Annotated in this window: 13 protein-coding genes and 2 rRNA genes (1 of these 15 running past the window's edge); 11 read left to right on the top strand and 4 right to left on the bottom strand. The window is 60.1% G+C overall.

Features of this window, described 5'->3' with window-relative positions; translation table 11 throughout:
• The 3 genes from BDB13_RS25060 to BDB13_RS25050 form a co-directional block, all read left to right on the top strand.
• Positions 1 to 979, top strand: a 23S ribosomal RNA gene (locus tag BDB13_RS25060) (it extends 2,155 nt beyond the left edge of the window).
• 145 nt (positions 980 to 1,124) lie between these two features.
• Positions 1,125 to 1,241: ribosomal RNA gene (gene rrf / locus BDB13_RS25055) — 5S ribosomal RNA — on the top strand.
• 305 nt (positions 1,242 to 1,546) lie between these two features.
• A complete protein-coding gene (locus BDB13_RS25050) occupies positions 1,547 to 2,920 on the top strand; it encodes a plasmid pRiA4b ORF-3 family protein (protein WP_254923062.1) in 1,374 nt (457 codons plus the stop codon).
• A gap of 60 nt (positions 2,921 to 2,980) precedes the next feature.
• On the opposite strand, the gene BDB13_RS25045 is transcribed toward BDB13_RS25050, so the two are convergent.
• Positions 2,981 to 3,556 (bottom strand): TerD family protein, encoded by a 576-nt coding sequence (locus BDB13_RS25045; protein ID WP_094274183.1) that lies wholly within the window; start codon positions 3,554 to 3,556, stop codon positions 2,981 to 2,983.
• A gap of 125 nt (positions 3,557 to 3,681) precedes the next feature.
• Entirely contained in the window at positions 3,682 to 6,891 is a 3,210-nt protein-coding gene (locus tag BDB13_RS25040) for a DEAD/DEAH box helicase (protein ID WP_094274182.1), read from the bottom strand.
• Positions 6,892 to 7,004: 113 nt separating this feature from the next.
• Here BDB13_RS25040 and BDB13_RS25035 point away from each other — a divergent pair, with 113 nt between their 5' ends.
• The 4 genes from BDB13_RS25035 (at position 7,005) to BDB13_RS25020 (ending at position 12,215) form a co-directional block, all read left to right on the top strand.
• A complete protein-coding gene (locus tag BDB13_RS25035) occupies positions 7,005 to 8,177 on the top strand; it encodes an alpha/beta hydrolase (RefSeq protein WP_094274181.1) in 1,173 nt (390 codons plus the stop codon).
• A 197-nt stretch (positions 8,178 to 8,374) separates the two neighbouring features.
• A complete protein-coding gene (locus BDB13_RS25030) occupies positions 8,375 to 9,514 on the top strand; it encodes an alpha/beta hydrolase (RefSeq protein WP_094274180.1) in 1,140 nt (379 codons plus the stop codon).
• Positions 9,515 to 9,805: 291 nt separating this feature from the next.
• Positions 9,806 to 10,978 carry an alpha/beta hydrolase gene (locus BDB13_RS25025; protein ID WP_254922947.1) on the top strand — a complete coding sequence of 391 codons (1,173 nt, stop codon included), beginning with the start codon at positions 9,806 to 9,808 and terminating at the stop codon, positions 10,976 to 10,978.
• A 142-nt stretch (positions 10,979 to 11,120) separates the two neighbouring features.
• Complete coding sequence (locus BDB13_RS25020; protein ID WP_094274178.1) at positions 11,121 to 12,215, top strand: alpha/beta hydrolase; 1,095 nt, start codon at positions 11,121 to 11,123, stop codon at positions 12,213 to 12,215.
• A gap of 75 nt (positions 12,216 to 12,290) precedes the next feature.
• On the opposite strand, the gene BDB13_RS25015 is transcribed toward BDB13_RS25020, so the two are convergent.
• Entirely contained in the window at positions 12,291 to 13,664 is a 1,374-nt protein-coding gene (locus tag BDB13_RS25015; RefSeq protein ID WP_094274177.1) for a dicarboxylate/amino acid:cation symporter, read from the bottom strand.
• 318 nt (positions 13,665 to 13,982) lie between these two features.
• On the opposite strand from BDB13_RS25015, the gene BDB13_RS25010 reads away from it, so the two are divergent.
• Entirely contained in the window at positions 13,983 to 14,882 is a 900-nt protein-coding gene (locus BDB13_RS25010; RefSeq protein ID WP_094274176.1) for a phosphodiesterase, read from the top strand.
• Between the two features lie 2 nt (positions 14,883 to 14,884).
• Here the strand turns inward: BDB13_RS25010 and BDB13_RS25005 are convergent, their stop codons facing one another.
• Positions 14,885 to 16,417, bottom strand: coding sequence for a stealth family protein (locus tag BDB13_RS25005; RefSeq protein ID WP_094274175.1), 1,533 nt, complete (start codon positions 16,415 to 16,417; stop codon positions 14,885 to 14,887).
• A 354-nt stretch (positions 16,418 to 16,771) separates the two neighbouring features.
• Between BDB13_RS25005 and BDB13_RS25000 the strand changes: the two genes are divergently transcribed.
• From BDB13_RS25000 to BDB13_RS24990, 3 genes are read left to right on the top strand one after another with little or no spacing between them, the layout of a single operon-like run.
• The gene (locus tag BDB13_RS25000; RefSeq protein ID WP_141210691.1) at positions 16,772 to 17,317 is read left to right on the top strand and encodes a hypothetical protein; all 546 of its coding nucleotides are present in this window, start codon (positions 16,772 to 16,774) and stop codon (positions 17,315 to 17,317) included.
• 5 nt (positions 17,318 to 17,322) lie between these two features.
• Positions 17,323 to 20,082, top strand: a complete 2,760-nt coding sequence (locus tag BDB13_RS24995) for a vWA domain-containing protein (RefSeq protein ID WP_094274173.1) — start codon at positions 17,323 to 17,325, stop codon at positions 20,080 to 20,082.
• A gap of 40 nt (positions 20,083 to 20,122) precedes the next feature.
• On the top strand, positions 20,123 to 23,695 hold the full coding sequence (locus BDB13_RS24990) for a tubulin-like doman-containing protein (RefSeq protein ID WP_094275180.1): 3,573 nt from the start codon (positions 20,123 to 20,125) through the stop codon (positions 23,693 to 23,695).
• The last annotated feature ends 1 nt before the right edge of the window (position 23,696 follow it).

The raw sequence follows: 23,696 nt of genomic DNA, 5'->3' as shown, positions 1-23,696 counted from the left end.
CATCCTAAGGTAGCGAAATTCCTTGTCGGGTAAGTTCCGACCTGCACGAATGGCGTAACGACTTCTCAGCTGTCTCAACCGTAGACTCGGCGAAATTGCATTACGAGTAAAGATGCTCGTTACGCGCGGCAGGACGAAAAGACCCCGGGACCTTCACTACAGCTTGGTATTGGTGTTCGGTTCGGTTTGTGTAGGATAGGTGGGAGACTGTGAAGCGGTGACGCCAGTTACTGTGGAGTCGCTGTTGAAATACCACTCTGATCGAATTGGACCTCTAACCTCGGACCATGATCTGGTTCAGGGACAGTGCCTGGTGGGTAGTTTAACTGGGGCGGTTGCCTCCCAAAATGTAACGGAGGCGCCCAAAGGTTCCCTCAGCCTGGTTGGCAATCAGGTGTCGAGTGCAAGTGCACAAGGGAGCTTGACTGTGAGACTGACAGGTCGAGCAGGGACGAAAGTCGGGACTAGTGATCCGGCACCGGCAAGTGGAAGCGGTGTCGCTCAACGGATAAAAGGTACCCCGGGGATAACAGGCTGATCTTCCCCAAGAGTCCATATCGACGGGATGGTTTGGCACCTCGATGTCGGCTCGTCGCATCCTGGGGCTGGAGTAGGTCCCAAGGGTTGGGCTGTTCGCCCATTAAAGCGGCACGCGAGCTGGGTTTAGAACGTCGTGAGACAGTTCGGTCTCTATCCGCCGCGCGCGTAAGAAACTTGAGGAAGGCTGTCCCTAGTACGAGAGGACCGGGACGGACGAACCTCTGGTGTGCCAGTTGTTCCGCCAGGAGCACTGCTGGTTAGCTACGTTCGGAAGGGATAACCGCTGAAAGCATCTAAGCGGGAAGCCTGTTCCAAGATGAGGTTTCTCACCCCTTGAAGGGGGTAAGGCCCCCGGCAGACCACCGGGTTGATAGGCCAGAACTGGAAGTCCGGTAACGGATGTAGGTGACTGGTACTAATAGGCCGAGGACTTACCACAAAGAAGCTACGCGTCCACTGTGCGGTATCTGAAACAACACACAGATACCTTGATTTCGATCATCCATCATCGATCAGCCCTTGCGGGTTGGTGGGTGTGTGGAGGATCTGGTTCAGGGTTGGTTACTGTGACAGTTTCATAGAGTTACGGCGGTCATAGCGAAGGGGAAACGCCCGGTCCCATTCCGAACCCGGAAGCTAAGCCCTTCAGCGCCGATGGTACTGCACTCGACAGGGTGTGGGAGAGTAGGACACCGCCGAACACAATTTACGATCAAGCCCCCAACCATTCGTGGTTGGGGGTTTTTTCGTGTTCCGGGAACGGTAGTTTGCCGGGGGCTTGTCGGGTGAACGTATCGCTGCCGGGGTTCGACAGTGGTGGTGATACGTTCACGCGATGCGGCGGGTGGGTGAACGTATCACCCGCTCGATGCCAGGGTGGATATGAAATACCGGCCAGGGAAAGATACCCCGGGATTGTCGGCAATCCATGGCATAGTGGACACCTATGGTTGGCTTCCGTGACTCCGGCGCATCGCATCTGCGACTTGTACCGGAAGAACTGAATGTGCAGGAAGGCAATGCAGCCGATCATGGTGACGGTGCGCCGGAATATCCATTCGGCTGCTCGCTTCGAGCAAAGAGGCGTTCGTTATCGGTGAGTTATCGGATCTCACTCCAGCTTGATGGCATATCCACGCAGGTATCGCGTCGCATTATCGTAAATTCCGATGTCACGCTGGACCATCTCCATTCCCTCGTTCAGCGCACCATGGGTTGGCGCGATATGCACGGACATACATGGAGAAAGGCCGGCACACGTTTCCCCGGAGACTTCGAGGAGTACGTGCCCCTTCACCGAGTTTCCGATCGTCGTGGTGCGGGGCAGATCGCTGTCGCTGAAAACGAAATCCGCTTGGACGAAATTCTGGTCTTGCCCGGAGACAAGATTCAGTATCGCTACGGTCGTTTGGGGAGCTGGCGGCATACTTTGATACTGGATGCGGTCGACGACTGCGATATCGACGTTTCTGCGATCTGCGTCGAGGGAGTCGGTGCGTGTCCGCCGGAAGCATGCGTTGGCCCCGAGGAATACGAGCAATTGCTCGGAGTGCTTGTTTCCGAGGAACTGCGATCGCGTGAGTGGACCTTGGAATGGGCCCAGACCGATTTCGACCCCGAGAATTTTGACCTCGACGAGGTCAATGATCGACTATCGCGTTGTGTTGGAACGGCGAAGACCGAGTCAGTTGTAGCTTCGTTCCCTCGCAACTTCGACATTCGTGACCTTTTTGAATTGCTTGCGCCGGCAAGTGTGCCCGAGTTGCACGATGTCTTCGAAATAGCCTGTATCGACGATACGTCCGAGATCTCGAACGAGGTTCGCGTCGAGGCAGGTGCTCGACTTCAGATGCTGTTGACCTTGATCGGCGCCGAGGGAATCGATGTGGCGACTTTCGACTCGACGGTCGACGCTGTGCTGGATCAGCCGGAACTCGGGCCAGTCAATTTGCCCAAGGCCAGGCGGTTGTTCGTCCTTCTCCGCGGTTGGGGTCTGGCGAGAAAGCTCAAGGGCAAGATCGTATTGACCCGTCGGGGACGCTCGGCGTCGGAGGATGCCGAGGTGCTGTGGGATTGCATCGTCACGCGGGTTCCTGTCGCGCCCCACGGAAGTACGCGGGCAGTCGAGCTTCTGATCCTTCTTTCGGTGGCGGCGGGGTTGGACCCGTCGGATCGCCACCATCTTGTTGCGGGCTCTCTGTCACAGATCCGAGCATCGGTTGTTCTGACGTCGGAAGCGGTGGTACCGGTGAAGCGTGCCCACACCACAGTGGAGGTTCTCGATCTGATCGGAGCGATCGGTCAGGATCTCTTGAGAATCGGCTCGACGCAGGATATGCCGTGGGCAGTCGATCTTGCGCGGGCAGTCCTGCAACGTTAGAAAAAATGGGGCCCGGGCCGACTTCGAACTTCGGCCCGAACCCCATTGCTTCTGGATAGATCAGATATTGACGCCGTAATCGCGGGCGATACCGGCGAGACCGGACGCGTATCCTTGGCCGATTGCCCGGAACTTCCATTCGGCGTTGTGGCGGTACAGCTCACCGAAGATCATCGCGGTTTCCGTGGAGGCATCTTCGGAGAGGTCGTAGCGTGCGAGTTCAGATCCGGTGGAAAGGTCGACGACGCGAATGTAGGCATTGGTGACCTGACCGAATGACTGGAGTCGAGCGTCGGCGTCGTGAATCGATACCGGGAAGAAGATGTTGGTGACGTTGGGAGGCACGGCGGAAAGGTCGACGTTGATTACCTCGTCGTCACCGTCACCATCTCCGGTGAGGTTGTCTCCGGTGTGTTCGATGGAACCGTCCGGAGAGCGGAGGTTGTTGTAGAACACGAAGTGAAGGTCCGAAAGTACCTTGCGTTCGGGGCCGGTGACCAAAGCGCTGGCGTCGAGGTCGAAGTCAGCGCCGCTGGTACTTCTTGCGTCCCATCCGAGGCCGACCGAGATCTTGGTCAGGTTGGGTGCTGCCTTCGACAGAGATACGTTGCCGCCCTTGGCAAGTGTGACGCCCATTCAGGTTCCTCTCGTTCGAGTGTGGTGGTTTTCCACATTCGTGAGTTCTGTATTGTCCGTTCCTGATTCACCATACCGCTACCCACGATTGCGGGGTGCTCGGTGTTGAGGTGTTGTGTTGCTTTTCAGTCGAACAGTGCGCGGATGTCGTCGGCTCCGAGTGTGGAGCTGAGCAACTCGTCGGAGTCCATGACGCTCGAGAACAACGCAGACTTCTTGGCTTTGAGTGTCATGACCTTGTCTTCGATCGTGTCTTTGGCGATGAGTCTGTACACCATGACGTTCCGGGTTTGGCCGATTCGATGGGCGCGGTCCACAGCTTGAGCTTCGGTAGCAGGATTCCACCAGGGGTCGAGAATGAAGCAGTAGTCGGCTTCGGTGAGATTGAGACCGAAGCCACCAGCTTTGAGGCTGATCAAAAATACTGGCGCAGTGCCGGTCTTGAAGTCGTCCAATACTTCTCCGCGATTGCGGGTACTGCCGTCGAGGTAGCAGTAGCGAATGTTCTCGGCGTCGAGTCGTGTGCGAACGGACGAGAGAAATCCGGTGAATTGACTGAAAATCAGAGCTCGGTGCCCGCCGGCGATGACGTCGTCCAATTGCTCGACAAGCGCGTCGACCTTTGCCGACGGGATGGCGGTGTGTTTGTCGTCGATCAGCGAAGCGTCCAGGCTGAGCTGACGTAAGAGTGTGAGGGATGCAAGGATCGTGAATCGATTCTTGTCGACGTCGGTCAGTAGTCCCAATATCTTCTGGCGTTCACGTTGGAGGTGGGTGTCGTAGAGCGTGCGGTGTTTGGGGTGGAGTTCGATCTCGAGCACTTGCTCTTGCTTGGCCGGAAGATCGTGAACTACCTGTTCTTTGGTTCGTCGGATCATCAAGGGCTTGACGCGTCGGCGCAATTGTTCCAAACGCTCTGTGTCACCGTCATTTTCAATGGGCCGACGGTATTGTTCGGTGAATTGCGCCGCATTCGGAAAGAGTCCGGGAGCAGTGATCGAGAGTAGTGACCAGAGTTCCGTCAGGTTGTTTTCCATCGGGGTTCCGGTGATTGCGAGCTTGAACGGTGTTTCGAGGTTTCGGGCGCACTGGTGGACTTTGGATTTATGGTTCTTTGCAAACTGGGCCTCGTCGAGGATGAGGCCGGACCAACTGTTTGCGGAATAGGATTCGGCGTCGAGTCGAAGCAACGTGTACGAGGTGAGCACGATGTCGGCGCCGTCAATGACGTCGGTGAGATCGATATTCCGTCGTTTGAGGGTTCCGGCAATTACAGCGGTTGCGAGTTCCGGTGTGAATCTTGCGATTTCGGATTTCCAGTTGGACACAACGCTGGTCGGTGCAACGATCAGAAATGGCGGTGCCGTCGGATCCTTTTGGCGTGCAGCGGCAATCATCGCCAGTGTTTGCAGTGTTTTGCCGAGTCCCATGTCGTCGGCGAGGATTCCGCCGAGGCCGTGCTTTCGCAAGAAGTTGAGCCAGCGGTACCCGTCGACCTGGTAAGGACGGAGTGTGGCGTGCAGGGTATCGGGGACGTCGACTTGCTCGATGGTGGGGTGAGCGAGAAGTCCGCCCACTTGCTCTTTCCATTGCGCTGCTTGATGTTCGATGATTCCCAATGACGTGAGATCGTCCCAGAGTCCGGCCTGGAACTTGCTGATTTTGAGCGGCCCGTTGGGTCGGTCGAGGAGCGAGCGAGCCTCGGCAATGAGGCGCTGGAGTTCACGGAGTTCGGGTTTGTCGAGGCTGAAGTATGCACCGTCGGCGAGTAGGAGTTCGGTGTCGCCGTGACTGAGTGCGGCGAAGATGTCGGCGAAATGCACTTCCTGGCCGTCGGCGTTGACGGTGACGGCGAGGTCGAACCAGTCGGAACTGACGTTGTCCGACGACGAAGAAGTGGATAGTCCGATAACGAGTGAATCGTCGGTAGCTCGGTAGTTTGCCGGCGACCCGATGACGGAGACCTCGGTGTCCGGGTGATCGAGTAGTAGAGGGAGGACGTCGAGAGCGAATCGCATGGTGTCCAGGCCGGTCAACGGTCCGTCGCTCAATTTCTGTGAACTCGGTGGGTTGCCGGTCGGTGTGAGCAGGGGGAGCACCGTATCGAGGATGCTCTGTTCGTTGTTGTGTGAGCGGCAGTCGACGGTGCTGTGGTGTGCCTCCACGCCTACTGAAAAGTACTCGGTGCCCACGGTGTAATGCCACTCCCACTGCAGGTCGACGAGATGATCATCGCTGAAGCGGGCCTGTAGATGCAGAACGGGTCCGGTGACGGCAGGCGCAACATACGAGTTGTCGGAGGAGACGATATCTGCGAGCTCACTGAGGTTGACGGCGTAGCGCGATGTGAATGTGTCGCGGTGCTCCGCGGGTACGTCAATAGTGTTGCGCGCGTTGAAGAATTCCTGGAGCTCCGGCGTGACGGGATCGCTGAGTGGGGCCAGCCGGATAGTGCCGTCGGGATCTGCAGTGAACACCCCGTGCGCAGTGGGACCGATGAGTCCCCAGGTCGATGGCGTCGAATTCGGTGTCTCGGCATCAGTGGCGATGTGGACGCTTGGCGCGATGCTCAGTCCGTCGTCGGGGCCGGTTGTCACGTCGATGGATAGTTGCGCACTGCGCTCGAGCGTGACGAGCCCGAGTCTTGGATCGGAGTGCATCAGGGGAATGCCGGCACTGCGGGCTTCGTCGAGCAATGTCCAGAGTCCGGGGCTGGGGAAGTCTGCCAGATCAAAATCGGTGGCGGTCTGGTGCCGATAGACTGATCCGCCGTTGAACAGCAGGTGGATGTCGTGCAGGATCCGGATTTGTCGAGCCGGATGCTGGTACGCAGTGCCGAGCTTGTTCCAGGCCAGCCCGCCGGATATCCAACCACGGGCTCCGGGCTGGACGGGTTTGATGAGTAGTTGTTGGCGTTCGCCACGTGTTCGAAGTGTGAATTGAAGGCCGAGATCAGTCGCTGCATGTTCGACTGGACCGCTTCGAAGGAGAGCGCGCAGTGAATCTTCCCAGTTCACGGGTGCTGTTGGTTGTGCTGCCTGCGCCGCGCCGGCTACGACGAGTGCGGCCACATGCTTGCAATTCATACGGACCGGACAGGTGCAGACGCCGCGGAGGATGGTGACTACACCCTGCGGTCGGCGCGTGAGAAAGACCGTCGTGACGTAGGTCTTGGTACCCGAAACCTCGCCGACCAGGGTCTCTGATGCTTGGTTCCACTCGAATTCGCGGACCGCGCCTTGCCGGAAATAGGTGAGGCCGCGCTCAAACGTCGTTGTACCGACGACAGCACGGATCTGGTCCAAATCGAGGACTGTCGCTGCTGCCGGTTGCATCGCTCCAGACTAATCCGAGGTGCCGACATCCTCGAGACGTGCGACGTATATCGAAAATTTGAGGCGACTGACCTGTATGTTCCAATGATCGCATTTTACTGTTTGGAGTCCAATTGAAGATCAAGTCGACCACACCCACACGCATCGGCAAGCTGGGGGTGACGGTAATTTCACTGTGCGCGCTGGCTACGCAGGTGGTTGGTGCAACGGCCGCGGGTGCTGAGCCGAGCACCGGGAGCTTGGGGAGCGTTGGGAGCGTCGGAGGGAGCCTGGCGAACTCCGGCAGCCTCGGGAGCGTCGGGGGAAGCCTCGAGACCATGGGGAGCTTTGATTTCGGCTCGGCGATGCCCGAGGTATTCCAGAATGATCCGGGACCGATTCCGACCCTGCGCGACGACATCGTAATCTCCGAGATCAAAGGTGAGAACGTCACTGGCGCGCAATCGCTGCGCCTGACGGTCGCGTCGCCCGCATTGCGACGCGAAGTAGGCGTCGAGATTCTGCTTCCACAAGATGCTTCCGTACCGCGCCCGGCCCTCTACATGCTCGAAGGTGTCGACGCGGGTGAGGATACAAGCGGGTGGATGACAATTGGCGGCGCTCCGGCGTTCTTCGCAGACAAGAACGTGAACGTTGTGATGATCAACGGTGGCGTGGCCGGCCTGTACACGGACTGGGACAACGTGGATCCCAAGGTGGGCCTGCACAAGTGGGAAACCTTCATCACCCAGGAACTGCCGCCGTTGATCAATACGCGATTCAATACCAACGGCATCAATGCCATTGCCGGCAACTCGATGGGCGCACAAGGCGCGATGATGCTTGCACACCGTCACCCGGAGATGTATCGCGGAGTCGCTGTTTTCAGTGGCTGCTATTCGACGATGGACCTGTGGGGCCGGGCGAGTACCCAGGCGACTGTTACTTCGCGCGGTGGGGATCTCAACAATGTATGGGGCGAGCCCGGCGGGCCGGAGTGGAAAGCACACGACTCGCTCCTGAACGCGGAAAACCTGCGCGGCAAAGAGATCTACGTTTCGACGGCCAACGGATTGCCCGGCTTTGCCGAAACGGCGCAGACTCCTGAACTTCTCGAGCGTCTGGTCGTCGGTGGTGGTATCGAAGCGGTGACTAATCAGTGCACGCAGGAGTTCGACCAGCGATTGCAGGATCTCGATATCGCGGCAACTGTCGACTACGAGCCCAACGGCACGCATTCGTGGGCGTACTGGCGTGAGCGTTTCCACAAGGCGTGGCCGACTCTGTCGAAGGCACTCGGCGTCTGAGATCCGGCGAACAACCTTCAAATGTCCCTGCATCGATCAATCGATGCAGGGACATTTTGTGTATCAGGCCCAACGGTTCCGAGTTCCGTCGGGAATCCTGCGATTTCGGATTTACCGCTTGGCCGGTGCCCGAAATGGGTAATTTAACGCGACTGCACGGTATCTTCTAGGGATCGTATTTGACCCTTGGAGTCCAATTGAACGTCACATCGACCGCGCGCGCCCGACTCGGAAACCTTGGCGTAGCGGTGATCGTGTTGTGCGCGCTGTCCGCTCCGGTGGTCGGTGCCACGGCAGCAGGTGCGGCTCCGAGCCCCGGAACCCTCGAGAGTGCCGGCAGTGTCGGAACCATGGAGACCATTGAGTCCCTCGGAGGGCTGGGTTTCGGGACCACTATGCCCGAGGAGTTCCGGGATCCGTCCGAACCGCTACCGGTGCTTCGCGACGATATCGTCACGCCGGAGATCACCGGGGAGAGCGTCACTGGCGCTCAATCGCTGCGACTGACGGTCGCGTCGCCCGCATTGCGACGCGAAGTCGGCGTCGAGATTCTGCTACCACAAGATGCTTCGGTACCGCGCCCGGTCCTGTTCATACTCGACGGCGTCGACGCGGGGGAGAACACCAGTAAGTGGATAACGGATGGCGGCGCACCCGAGTTCTTCACTGACAAGAATGTGTACGTGGTGGTGGTGAACGGCGGCGCGGCTAGCTTGTACACGGACTGGGAGAAGATGGATCCCCAGCTCGGCCTGAACAAGTGGGAAACATACCTCACCCAGGAACTACCACCGCTGATCGATGAGAGGTTCGAGACCACAGGCGTCAAGGCGATTACCGGCCATTCGATGGGTGCGCAGGGCGCGATGATGCTTGCCCACCGGAACCCGACGCTGTACAGCGGAATCGCGGTTTTCAGCGGCTGCTATTCGACGATGGATGTGTGGGGCAGGACGAGTACGCAGATGACGGTCACTTCGCGCAGCGGGGATCTCAACAACATGTGGGGTGAACTCGGTGGACCGGAGTGGAAAGCGCACGACTCATTCTTGAACGCGGAAAGATTGCGCGGCAAAGAGATTTATATTTCGGTGGCCAATGGACTGCCGGGTTCGGACGAAACATTGCAGACTCCGGATCTCGGTGAGCGTCTGCTTGTCGGCGGTGGTCTCGAAGCTGCGGCCGAGGAGTGTACGAAGCAGTTCGACCGACGATTGCAGGATCTCGATATCGCGGCAACGGTCGACTACGAGCCCAACGGCACTCATTCGTGGGCGTACTGGCGTGAGCGTTTCCCCAAGGCGTGGCCGACTCTGTCGAAGGCGCTCGGCCTCTGAGATCTGGCGAACACCCCGAGATGTCCTTCATCCGGGCTATCAAACTGGGCCTCGTCGAGGTTGAGGCGGACCGTGGACACGTCTTGGTGCCCAGAAATCTTGCTGACGAGGGAATCCGATCTTCCGGCCCATTCGAATTCGCGGACCGCGCCTTGACGGAAATAGGTGAGGCCGCGCTGAAACGTTGTTTTTACCGTGCCGACACTCTTGAGCTGCGCGATGCGATATCGAAAAATTTCAGGCGACCGCCCTGTATGTTCTAATGATCGCATTTTACTGTTTGGAGTCCAATTGAAGATCAAGTCGACCGCACCCACCCGAATTGGCAAGCTGGGGGTGACGGTGATTTCACTGTGCGCGCTGGCTACACAGGTGGTCGGTGCAACGGTCGCAGGTGCTGAGCCGAGCACCGGGAGTCTGGGAAGCCTGGGAAGTGTGGAAGGCAGCGTGACGAACACCGGCAGCCTCGGGAGCGTCGGGGGGAGCCTCGAGAGCGTCGGGAGCCTAGGTTTCGGTTCGACAATGCCCAAAGCACTCGAGAATGATCACCCGGTCAGGCCCGTAGTGCGCGACGATATTGTCACGTCAGCCATCACAGCTGAAGCACCGACGCGACCGAACGCCGTGAATCTGACGATTGCTTCACCGGGACTGCGACGCGAAGTCGGTGTCGAGGTCCTGCTTCCTCACGACAATTCGGTACCGCGTCCGACGCTGTACATGCTCGAAGGCGTCGACGGTGGTGACGGCACAAACGGTTGGGTGTCGATGGGTGGCGCGCCCGCGTTCTTTGCCGACAAGAATGTCAACGTCGTCATGATCAACGGGGGCACTTCAAGCTTGTTCTCGGATTGGCAGAACGACGATCCGGTACTTGGATGGCACAAATGGGAAACCTTCATCACTCAGGAACTGCCTCCTCTGCTCCAGGACCGACTGCACTCCAACGGCATCAATGCAATTGCCGGTACGTCGATGGGTGCGCAGGGCGCGATGATGCTTGCCCACCGACATCCGGAGTTGTACAAGGGAGTGGCGGTTTTCAGCGGTTGCTACTCGACGATGGATGTGTGGGGTAGGACGTCCGCACAGATTACGATTTCTTCTCGAGGTGGGGATCCCAAGAACATTTGGGGCGAGCCCGGAGGACCGGAGTGGGAAGCGCACGACTCGCTCCTGAACGCCGAAAACCTGCGCGGCAAAGAGATCTATGTTTCGACGGCCAACGGATTGCCCGGCGGAGCCGAAACGCTGCAGACTCCGGACCTTCTCGAGCGTCTGGTCGTCGGCGGCGGTATCGAAGCGGTGACCAATCAGTGCACGCACGAGTTCGACCAGCGACTGCAGGATCTCGATATCGCGGCAACTGTCGATTACGAGCCCAACGGCACTCATGCGTGGTGGTACTGGCGTGAGCGTTTCCCCAAGGCGTGGCCGACTCTGTCGAAGGCGCTCGGCGTCTGAGATCTGGCGAATAACCTTCAGATGTCCCTGCATTGATCAATCGATGCAGGGACGTTTTGTGTATCAGGACGGGCGCACCGGAGGTTCCTCCAGACCTGGACGATATATTTCACTGGATTTCATTTCACCGTTTGGGAGCCTGATGAAGACGAGCTTGACTTCGCCCACCTCTGTGCGCCGGGCCGGAGTCGTCGCGACAGCCCTGTGTGCTCTGGGGATTCAGGTGTTCAGCACCGCTCTGGCGGGTGCAACGCCGGCTTCCGACAGCGTGGATGGCTTGAAATACGGTTCCAGCGTGCCAGGCTCGATGCAGGGTAACCCGGGGATTCGTCCGGAACTGCGCACCGGGATGGGGTCCGCGACAATCGTCGGTGAAAGTGTCACCGGCCCCCAGGCTGTGCGCCTGACGATTGCTTCACCGGCTCTGCAACGCGAGGTGGGCGTCGAAATCCTGCTTCCGGCGGATAATTCCGCACCTCGGCCTACTCTCTACCTTCTCGACGGTGCGGCAGCAGCCGAGGACTCGAGCGGATGGACGACGATGGGCGGGGCACCGGAATTTTTTGCCGACAAAAACGTCTACGTCGTCATGACCAACGGCGGCAAGGCCGGCATGTACACGGATTGGCAGGATGTCGATCCGAAGCTCGGACTGCACCGGTGGGAAACGTTCATCACGAAGGAATTGCCGCCGCTCATCGACGCACGGTTTGCCACCAACGGAGTCAAGGCGATTGCCGGCACGTCGATGGGCGCGCAGGGCGCGATGATGCTTGCGGGCCGACACCCCGGAATGTACAAGGGAGTTGCGGGTTTCAGCGGTTGCTATTCGACGACAGATTTTTGGGGTCGTGCCAGTATTTTGTCGACCGTGACCTCGCGTGGTGGGAACCCCGGCAATATGTGGGGCGAACTTGGCGGACCGGAGTGGGAAGCCCACGACTCACTCCGCAATGCCGAGCAACTCCGGGGAACGGAAATCTACCTTTCCGCGGCGCCGGGTACGCGTGGTGTGAACGAGACATTGCAGACCCCGGACCTGGCCGATCGTCTGGTCGTCGGCGGGTCTATCGAGGCGGTAGCCAACATGTGTACCCACGCTTTCGACGAACGACTGCGTTCACTCGATATCCCGGCCACCGTGGATTACGAGCCCAACGGCACTCATTCGTGGGGTTACTGGCGTCAGCGTTTCCCCAAGGCGTGGCCGACGCTGTCGAAGGCCCTCGGAATCTGAGCATTAGTCCTGTACACAGCAGCGTCCCCGCACCGAAGCTCAATGGTGCGGGGACGCTGCTGTGTGAAGCAGTGATCAGGCGTCGACAAGCTCCTCGGAGAAGGGATCTCCGTTGCGCGGGGCGTTGAAGCGTGCGGTGTCGAGAATGCCTTCACGCTTGGCGACGATGACCGGGACGAGCGCCTGGCCGGTGACGTTGACTGCGGTACGGCCCATGTCGACGATCGGTTCGACAGCCAGCAGCAGTCCGACGCCGGCGAGCGGGAGGCCCAACGTCGAGAGGGTCAGCGTGAGCATGACCGTTGCACCCGTGGTGCCGGCAGTTGCAGCAGAACCGATGACCGAAACCACGATGATCAGCAGGTAGTCGGTGAAGGAGAGCGGGACGTCGTAGAAACCGGCGACGAAGATCGCTGCGATTGCGGGGTAGATGGCGGCGCAACCGTCCATCTTGGTGGTGGCACCGAGCGGCACGGCGAACGACGCGTATTCGCGGGGAACGCCGAGATTGCGTTCGGTGACGCGTTCGGTCAACGGCAGGGTGCCGATCGACGAGCGGGACACGAAGCCGAGCTGAGTGGCCGGCCACACGCCGGAGAAGAAGTTCCGAACCGAGAGGCCGTGTGCGGCAATGAGGGCCGGGTACACGACGAAGAAGACAATTGCGAGGCCGATGTAGACGGCGGCCGTGAAGACGCCCAGCGAGCCAATGGCGTCCCAGCCGTAGGTTGCGACGGCGTTGGCGATCAGGGCTGCGGTGCCGATCGGTGCCAGGCGGATGATCCACCACAGGATCTTCTGAATGATGGCGAGAAGCGAAGCGTTGAACTCGAGGAACGGTTCGGCCTTCGCGCCGATCTTCAGAGCGGCGATGCCGATAGCCGCGGCAATCACGAGCAACTGCAAAACGTTGAAGCTCAGCGACGTGGTGGCTGCGCCTTCGACAACTGACGTCTTGGCGCCCAGGCCGAGGAAGTTGTTGGGTACCAAACCGGTGACAAACGCCCACCAGGAACCGGAACTCTTCGGTTCCTTGGCCGCTTCGATGGCGACGTCGGTCCGCGATCCCGGATCCGTGATCAAGCCGACGACGATACCGATGATCACAGCGATGAACGCGGTGATCGCGAACCACAGCAAAGTCTGGACTGCCAGGCGGGCGGCATTCGCGACCTCACGGAGGTTGGCGATCGAGCTGACGATGGCGGTGAACACCAGCGGAATCACGGCGACGGTGAGCAGCTTGACATAGCTGTTACCGATGGTCGCCACGGTGCCGATGAGCCAGTTGCTATTGCCGTCTGCTGCGTCGGGCATCGCGCGGGCGACGAGTCCGATGATGACGCCGATGATGAGGCCGGCAACAATCTGTGGTCCGAAAGACGTTGCCCAAGAGGGGAATCGAGTCTTTGAGCTTTCTGGCACGCTGGTTTGGGTGGAGCTGGGCATGACAATGCCTTTCGAAAAATCGAAGAGAGCAAAACACAACTCGCCAGAAAGAGATCAGGCGGGGTTTCGCGAAAAATGTGTCCTGGTACGCGCTAGGTCAGAGCGAGCGCATACAGATGGCGCTCGCCTGCAGGCGAAGGTCGACGTAGCGTCGAGAGGTCAGGAGCAACACTCGGCACACACTACTCGTTGCTTCAACTACCGATTGCCGCGGGCTGCTCGAGGGTGTGCCCGGACAGAACGAAATGGGCGGTGACTAGTGTCGAAGTTCGTAGGTGCACCGGCGCCTGCACGTCGGCTAGCGGAAGCGAGAGACCGATGAGCGTTCGACATGCCGAGTACCCACATCCGAAGCATTTCCTGGTGCACGTGAGTGACACCCACCTCGTTGCCGAAGGGGACCTCTACGGCGCAGTCGATGCAGAAGCACGACTTCGTGAGGTTCTGGCCGGTGTCGAAAATTCCGGGGCGCGCCCGCAGGCATTGATCTTCACCGGTGATCTGACCGATGGCGGGGAACCTGATGCGTACGAGAAACTGAAGGCAATTGTGGAGCCGGTGGCAGCCGGTATCGGTGCCGAGGTCATCTGGGCGATGGGTAACCACGACGATCGTGAACACTTCCGGACGTCGTTGCTCAGCGAGTTGCCGTCACAACAGCCGGTCGATCGTGTGTACGACGTCAACGGACTCCGCATCATCACTCTGGATTCGAGCGTTCCCGGTCATCACTACGGCGAGATCACCGACGCCCAGTTGGATTGGCTCCGAACCGAGTTGGCAAGTCCCGCTCCGGACGGAACGATTCTGGCCCTTCATCATCCGCCGGTTCCGTGTATTCAGGACCTGGCGGTGTCTGTCGAACTGCGAGACCAGTCACGGTTGGCCGATGTGCTTCGCGGTAGTGATGTGAGGTCCATTCTGGCTGGGCACCTGCACTATTCGACTATGGCGACCTTCGCCGGAATTCCGGTATCGGTGGCGTCGTCGACCTGCTATACCCAGGACCTCAATGTCGAAGTGGGTGGCCAGCGTGGTCGAGACGGTGCACAGGGCTGCAATCTGGTTCACGTGTACGCCGACACGATCGTTCATTCGGTGGTTCCGATCGGCGCCTATCCCAGCGTGGGTGAGCCAGTCGACGCTGCCGCAGCGGCGGTCAAACTGGCCGCTGCGGGCATCGTGGTCAGTGAAACATTAAGTACTGCAGGCAGTTAGGTTCAACTGCGCTGCTCCCACGGAGCCGGGATGGGGTAGTAATTCTCGAGGAATTCGGTCACTTTTTGTGTGCGAAGCTCGAGGTCGATCTCCGGTGCACTGCCGTCATTGAGGCAGAAGAAATCCATCGAACGATTCTCGAGTAGTGAATTCATCTGTCGAAGACCGTCTTTGACCGTGGTGTCGACGTACTTGACTGTCGCAGACTTCTGGACGACAGAGCGTCCGCTCATCAGCGTGTAGTAGTGGTAGAGCGAGTTGGTCACCGAAATGTTGGAGCTCGCGCGGAAAGTACTTGCCGCGGTTGCCGCAAAATCAGCCGCGAATTCGACTTCCATTTCCGCCATGACGCTTTTACGCAAGGGCGTTGCAGCGTGTTCGAGATGACGAGTTGTCATCAATCCGAACCGCTCTTGTAGGAGTCGTCGGTTGACCCGAGCCGCATTTTCGAATCCACTGCGGTCGTCATCGTTATGCCCCAGGCCGATTCGGGTGTCAGCTTCGATGAACATACTGATACCGCCGGGGGAGAAGAACATGTCCGGACTGACGGGTCGGCCGAAGAACATGTCGTCATTGGAATAGAGGAAATGCTCGGAAAGGCCCGGTATGTGATGCAATTGGCATTCGACGGCCTGTGAATTGTGCGTCGGCAGCACCGTTGTATCGGCGAAGAATTTTTCACTCGGCATGAATGTGACGCGCGGATCGTCGGCGAGCCAGGCGGGTCGTTCGGAATCGGTAGCAACAAATATCCGTCGGATCCACGGGGCGTACATGTGCACGGATCGCAGTGCATACTTCAATTCGTCGATCTGTCGAAAGCGCGCCGCGGAATCGTCGCCCTCGCCGACAACGTAGTTTTTCATCCGGAGTGCCCGCTGAGCCTGAAACTCCTTGGACGAACCGTCGACCCACGAGAAGACGAGGTCGATGTCGAAATTGATGTCCGACGCGTGGTCGGCGAACATGTTCTCGATCGTCGGCCAGATTCTGCCGAAACGTTCTACCGTGCCGCGGACTGCTTCTTCCGGTCGTACGGTGCGCCGCGTCAGAGAATTCTCCACGGGGAGAACTATTTCTTCTTCGGACATCGACCACAGTTCGATCTGGAGACCGATATTCGCCCCGTAGTTGAGGCCGCTTGTCACATGTACTCGAGGGCGGAACAACCGAAAGATGCGTGCTTTCGGAGTGGTGGAGATACTGCCATCGGCGATCAGGAGTGCCGGACTTTTCTTTGCGTCGAGAGTCTTCGAATAGAACGGTGTGTCCTGGCACCCTTCGATCAAGGCACGCCGCAATTTCTTGCGGTAGATCCAGTCGACAGCGATGACCGCGCGTTCGTCGTTGCCGCGGACGAGAAGGTATTCGATTCCGGCCCCGTCGAGAATGTCGCGGATGAACAGAAGATCCTCGATCATCGCTTCGAGTGGGGTGGTGGTGGTGATCGGGAGTGCGAATCGATTCTTGAATCGCACTGTCTCGGGGCGATCGTTCAATCGGGCGCGCACCGAAGCCGAAACCGGTTTCACGGGTTCGGGGGTGTCCTGCTCCGGGGGTACGAAGTAGATGTCGTGCGGAGCGGGAGATTGCGTGATGACGTGCCTTTCGATTTATCAAGCCGCACATCGGCGGTGAATCTCCAGTCTAGTCTGGGCGTTCCGTCCCAGTTCTCTACCTCGGTTCGGCTCATTTCGAGGGTCAACGGGGAAATTGTCCGACTCGTATGGTGATATATGTTCGTGCAATTTGGGGGGAAGGACACCTGTGTCGTTCGACGCCCCGATGTCGCAAATGTAGCAATGCAGTTCGTATGACCGAAGTATCTCAGTAAGTGCTCTCCGAGTTCTGGTTGCCGTTTCAATTCCCATTGCAAGGAGCGTTCCTTGGTACGTCCGCCTGATCCATTCGACTTCAGCGAATATTCACGTCCGCAGCCGGGAAACAGTGGCGTACCTGACCAGGGAGCCGGCGACTTCACTCGGTCCTCCGGCGGATTTGGCGCTCCGCCGCCGCTGAGCCAGCAGCCGGGCTTTGGGCAACCGCCATCGGGCTTCGGGCAACCGCCGGGCATGGCTGCCGTCGATTCCTTCGGTGCTGTCGGCCCCAGCGCTCCCGTTCAGATGCGTACCGCACCGACGGCATGGTTGACCGCTGCCGGAGCCGCCGCGGTGATCGGGCTGATCGTGGCCGTCGTAGCCTTGGCTGCGCTCGATTCGGGACCACTTGCTGTTGTCGCCTGGGTTCTCAGCGGACCCGTGGCAATCGGATTGCTTGCTGCCTTTACCTACCGAGATACGCAGGCCCGGGCCAGTGCGTTCTATACAGAGCCTCTGTGGGTGCCCTGGGCTACCCGCGTCGTACTCGCTGTTTCATGCATTGCAGTACTGATCAGTGCGTGGAACATTGCTGATTGGATTGGACGGCTGTGAGCAGAATGCGCACCGGCGCGCTTTTCATTTTCGGAATACTGATGCTCAATGCCGTTAGCGGTTTCGGAGTCGTCACGGCGCAAGCAGCCGGAAATACGACTTCGGCGGTCGAGGACTTCGGTTCTTGCCTCGCCTCGCAGCAGACGGGAGACCTACTCCTTCTGGTCGACGAGTCGTCGAGCCTCCAGATATCCGACCCCGACGCGGCGCGAGTATCCGCAGCAAATTTCCTGTTGGACCGCCTTACTGCTTTCGGAGAATCAGCCGCGGTAGACCTCAACGTCGCCATCGCCGGGTTCTCGAGCGATTACACCGTGCACACGGGTTGGACCTCTCTGGATTCCGGAACGTTACCCACGCTCAAGAGTTCGGTCGACGAGTTCCGCAGCCGGACAAACGGAATCGACACCGATTACTGGGGTGCGATGGACGGCGCTCGGAGCGATCTGGGTGATCGCCCACAGAACGCCGACGGATCCCGGAGGTGCCAGGCAATCGCGTGGTTCTCCGACGGCAAACTGGACTTCACCGAACGCGACGGCAGCAAGCCGTATGCGCCGGGAGCAACATTGGGTTCGCCGGACGGAGTCAAGGCAGTAGTTGCAGCAGCAACCGAATCGATCTGTCGACCGGCGGGCATCGCAGACCAGATACGCAGCGCCGGAATCAAGACGTTCGGCATCGGTCTTGCGGCCGGTACTGCCGTCGCCGACGACTTCGATCTGATGCGTGCGATCACCTCCGGAACTTCCGGCGACGGTACCCAGTGCGGCGCTGTGCAATCTCCGCCGCCGGGTGAGTTCTTCCTCGCCCAGAACATCGACGACCTGCTGTTTGCCTTCGACTCCATCAGCACTCCAGGCCAGGCACCATTGGAACGTGAGAGCGGTGTCTGCGTCCGAGACGTGTGCGAGGAAGGCAAGCACAGGTTTGTCCTGGACAGTTCGATCAGCGCCGTCAACGTGCTCGGCTTTGCCGACGCACCAGGCTTGATCCCGACGTTGATTGCTCCGAACGGAGAGCAACTGGCCTTGCCGTTGACCGCTGTGGGAACGGATTCTCGTGGACAACTCGGCGGAGTCGAGATCAACTATCGATGGGAATCGCCGAATTCGGTGTCTTTCTCGATGACCGATGCGGGTTCGCCCCAGTGGCAGGGTGTGTGGGCACTTGCATTCGTCGACCCCACCGGGTCTGCGGCGCAGGCGCGATCCAAGTCCAACATTCATATTTCCGGCAACCTGTTTCCGGCTTGGCTGGGCCAGAAGACGGCCGCAGTTCATACCGGTGAGAAGACCAGTGCCATCGAACTCGGAATCGTCGGTGCCGACCGTGCGCCGATTGATCCGGAGACGTTGCTGGGAACGGCAGAACTGTCGGTCTCGATCGTGGATTCGACGGGCACCGTGCACGACGTGGCAGCGCCGTTGCCGAAGGACCGAATCGGTGAGTCGGTAGAACTCGACCTCACCGACGTCCCACCGGGCGATTCGACGCTACGCCTCACACTCAACGTCACGACGGCGAACGCAACGCGAGCGGACGGTGGCGTCGAGCCGGGAACGGCATTGACGCCTCAGTCGGTCGACATCGCTCTGCCTGTTGCACCGCCGATCGGATTCCCGTCGCTTCCGGCGCGAGTCGACTTCGGCACGCTCGAAGGTAGCGGACGGTTTGATCGAACTCTCGACGTCACCGGCGCAGGATGCGTTCGACTCGACGCGGGAAATCCGGTGTCGATCAAGGGATCACCGGACGGTATCGGATCGGTCGTGCTGACCACCTCGGGTGATGCGCAGTGCCTCGATTCGACTGGCACACTTCCGGTGTCGATCGACATCGAGAACGCCGCCAACGGCACCGTCAGCGGCACGATGTCACTGCTGGTATCGCCGGAGGGGGAGAGTGACCGCGAGGTCTCCGTGCCCGTGGAGTTCACCGCCGACGTCCAGAAGCAGGTCGATACCGGCCGCTTCTGGCTGACGCTGATCGTCGCATTGATCCTCGGTCCGGGTATCCCACTGCTGCTCCTCTACTTGGGCAAGTGGCTGACCGCAAAAATTCCGGCGGGTGGACTCAAAGCGAAGCAGTTCCCGATCGAGATCAGAAACGGTGAAATTCTCCGCGAGGGGCGACCGTTCGAACTGCGTGACCGTGATCTTGTCGAGTCTGTACGTGGAATGCACGAAGCGACTCGCGTGCTCGACGCCGACGGCGTCGAATTGCGTACACACGTCGGTCTGTCACCGGTCGGAGCTGGATATGTCACGGCAAGTCTGCCGGGACTGCTCGGCGCATCGGGTTCGACTCCGGCAACGGACAAGGCCGGCAACGCGCGACTTCCGCTGGCAGTGCACAACTCGTGGGCGGTCTTCCACGATCCGAACGGTCCCGCAGAATTTGCGACGTTGCTGCTGCTGATCAGTGCGGATGCCGACGAGAATCGGGTCGCACGAGTGCTTGACGACGCTCGGAGAAACGCAGCAAATGCGGTGTCCCAGGTGCGTGCAGCATCGGTCGCTACTTCCGGGGCCGGCGGTGTTTCCGGCGGGCCGAATAGTCCGGGCGGACAGCAGGGTTCTTCGGCTGCAGACCCGTTCGGCGGCCCACCGGGTGGAGCCGCATCGGGCGGTTTCCAGCCGGCAAGCGGACATCCGGGCGAGTCGACGTGGGCGCCACCGGCGGCCGGCGGCGGCAACGCGGATCCATTTGCGCCGCCGAGCGGGTTCGATCCGTTCGGACCGCCGGACGGTCGAGGGCGGTAATGACTTTCAGCGCAAGCATCATCATTTCGAGAGGACCGGCATGAGGCGTTTTCTGGTAGTTGGTTGCGGCGGATCGGGCGCGGTCACGTTGTCCTACATGATGGATCAGCTGCGCTCCGATCTGGCAGCTGTCGGCGTCGACAAGATCCCGTCCGGCTGGCAGTTCGTGAGCCTCGATGTTCCGACAGCACCCGAATCGGGACCGGACGGACTCAACAACGTTCGCGATCAGGGTGGTAGTTACTTCGGCAGTGGGCCGCAAGGTGATTCGTATGCTGTGTTGGACAACGCACTCTCCAACCAGTTGACCGCACGTCAGCAGTTGAGCTCGATTGCGACCTGGGCGCCCCGTGATCCGCGGAATGTGCCGGTGCCGATCGGTTCGGGAGCCGGCCAGTTCCGTGCACTCGGTCGCATGATCACGCTGAGTAAGACCACGGGTATCAGTGAAGTGCTGCAACGGGCGTGGGACACCTTGTTCACCGTCTCAACCGAGACCGAGATGCGTTCGCTGAACATTCCCGGTGGCGGTTCCTTCGATCCCGGTGAAGCCCCGATCGTTCTGGTGGTCTCGTCGATGGCCGGCGGTGCCGGTGCGTCGATGGCCCTGGATATCTGCCGATTGCTCACTCTCATACCGCGTTTGGATCCGCGAATGATGGGCGTGTTCATGGTTGCTCCCGACATCTTCGACGGGTTGGGCAAAAGCGCGACTACCGGCGTCAGTGCCAACGCGTTGGCGATGCTCGGCGAGATCGTCGCCAGCCAGATGGGTTCGGCGCGCGACCACGACGTCACTATTCTCAAGGCGCTGGGCCAGCAGAACGGTGAGGGCGCCGAAGTTCCGTTTGCCCGGGTATTCCCAGTCGGGCGTCGCGTCGGAACCGAAGGCGCACCGTTCGGCGACGGTTCCCAGAATGCGATCTACCGCGGTCTCGGACGCGGACTGTCGGGACTGATGATGAGTGGCGCCGCGACTCGCCAGTTCATCCAGTACGACCTCACCAACGGCGGCGGTCTGGCTGGTCTGCGTGAGCACATCGGGTGGGGAGCCGGCGCGTGGGACAGCTTGCCGTGGGGCACTTTCGGATTCTCGAGCCTGAGCATGGGCCGCGACCGGTACGCGGAATACTCGGCTCAACGCCTCGCCCGCAGTAGCGTCGACCGCTTGCTCGACGGGCACCTGCAGCGTGGTAACCCGGCCTCGGACGAGGAGCAGGTCAACGGAATTCTCGACAGTCAATGGCCGTCGATTCTGGCGCGCGTCGGGCTGGCCGATCGAAATTCCGGCGGCGGTGCTTCTCCGGCGAACGTCAGCGGATGGATCACGGGAACTGTTCTGCCGTGGGAAGAGATCGGCCGGATGTCGCGTCAGATCGTCGAGTCGCAACTTCGCCCGTACATTCCGTCCGGCGACGGCATGAATGCCAAGCAGTGGGTTCCGGACGTCCAGATGGCTATCCGTGGGCGTTCGATCGCTTTGCGGGGCGCGTCGGACAATGCCGCACTGCTGCATGCCTTCGGTTGGCAGGATCGCATCGTCTACAACATCGAGTCGATGGTCGGCGAGGCGATTTCCACTCTCGGATTGCCTTACGCGACAGCAATTGTCAATCGTTTGGCGGCGTACCTCCGTGACATCATTCGTCCGGCCGCCGAAGACCTGGCCAAGCTGGCACCGGCAGACATCACCGCACCCACGCCGGGGGTCACCGCAACGTTGGCCAGCCTCAACGGGACGATCCCGATGAGCGCCGCGGTGATCGATTCCGTTGTCGCCGAGTACCAGGGCAACGTCAGTCGTCAGATCTACTCGACGCTGTCGGGCAAGGTTCGAGACATCGCGGCCGCACTGGTTCCGGAGATCATGACGCCGCTATTGGCGGCTCTCAACGAATCTCAGACAGTGCTGCGAATCGCGAGCAAGACGCCGGCTGTCGATGTGGGGCTCGCACGGCTCGAGACCGATCAGTATGCAGCCTGGCCTTCCGATGCGGCCGAGCGTGTTCCGCAGCGCTTCGCCGAGGCCAACAACGAGGTGATGCTGACGCCGTCGGCGGAGTTCCTCTCGCAGTACCGCAGTGACCTGCCGATGGCCGTTGCGGAGGACTCGGCTGTGCCGCCGCCATTCGAGTCGGCCGTGCAGATCGCGTCGCAGCGTGTTGTCACCGGACTGTGGCCCACTACCGACGGTTCGCGTGCTCCGGGTCAGGTTGTGCCACTGATCGAACGGACGGCAACGTGGCGCTCCAAGGCATTCCCGGTAAACCCGTCCACCAATGAAGCGCTCATCCCGTCGGCTGCTCGCTACGACATTCACCTGCGCGGCGCCGAATTGCTGAACCGTGCGCGGGCATACGTCTCGCGGACCGGAGAGTCCTTCGACCGGTTCTGCAAGGTGACCTTGCGTGACTACATCGTGGCTTCGGGAGTCCCGGAATACGAACTGTCGCAGCGTACTTCGCTGTTGCTTTCGAAGTTCGGCGAGGCGCTCTCACTGGCTCGTCCGCTCGCGAGCGTCAACCAGCAGGCCATGGAAGCGCTGCATCCCGGTCAGCAGATTGCGTACCGGTACAAGTTCTCGGCCGTGCCGTTCCTCAACCTTCCGGTGTCGGACCTGTTGGCTCAGGTCATCAGTCACAATCCGAAGATCGACCGTGAAACCGGCGACGGCTTCGGCCGCGTGCTGACGGACGAGGGCGGACTCAAGCGACTCGACATCTTCGGCTCGTATCCCAACTACTCACCGTTGGCTTACGATTCGGTTCTCAAGCCCGCCGCGAAGCAGTGGGCGGATTCGACGCCGTCGCAGCAGGAAGCATTCTGGTCGATGCGTCGGTCGAGGCCGCTGGCCGCGTCGTTGCCCATGCACGAGAACGAGCGCCGCGCGATGACGGCAGGCTGGTTCCTCGGACTTGTGCTGGGGCGCATCCGGATTCCAGCACCGCCGTTCCTGGAGCCGGTGCGGGTCTGGTCGGCAGCGGACAGTGCTTGGCTGGATTTCCCGAACCCGTTGCTCACGCCGCCGGCACGCTTCGGCGCTAATAACGACTGGTTGCCAGCCGTGCTCGAATCGGTACTCCTGGCCATGGCGCAGTCGCATCAGCAACCGGTCATGTCGTCGATGTACCCGTACCGGGCTTTGCGCTCGATTTACGATGCGACGCTGGAAGATCCGGCACGCGGCATCAACGAGATCTCGGCGAAGGCCGCGTTGACGGAATGGCTGCGTACCGGAGAAACCCAAACCGGATGGCCGTCGGCCGTTCCGGAATCGGACGGGGTTTCCACGATCAAGGAGCGCAGTGCGAAGGCCGTCGAGTGGCTCGATCGCCTGAATGCGTTTGCGGGCCATCACTATATGGCTCCCGGTGAAGACGGTGCGGCCGGTGGCGGCACCTTCTCCCTGATCACCTCGAGAGGTCAGGCGTCCAAGACCCCGATCTTCCGTGACCTCGCGCCCGACGTTTTCTGGGCTACTGCCGGGTTGTCGACAATGGTCAAGGAATGTGAGGAAGCTGCGATGCGTCCCGTGCACAGCGGTATCCCCACAATGCCTTCGGCCGGTTTCGGAGACAACGACATCGTGATTCCCGACCTAGGACAGTTCTGAC

The sequence above is a fragment of the Rhodococcus sp. OK302 genome, assembly GCF_002245895.1.
Lineage (GTDB): Bacteria > Actinomycetota > Actinomycetes > Mycobacteriales > Mycobacteriaceae > Rhodococcus_F.
This window is presented reverse-complemented; position numbering and strand designations above follow the sequence as displayed.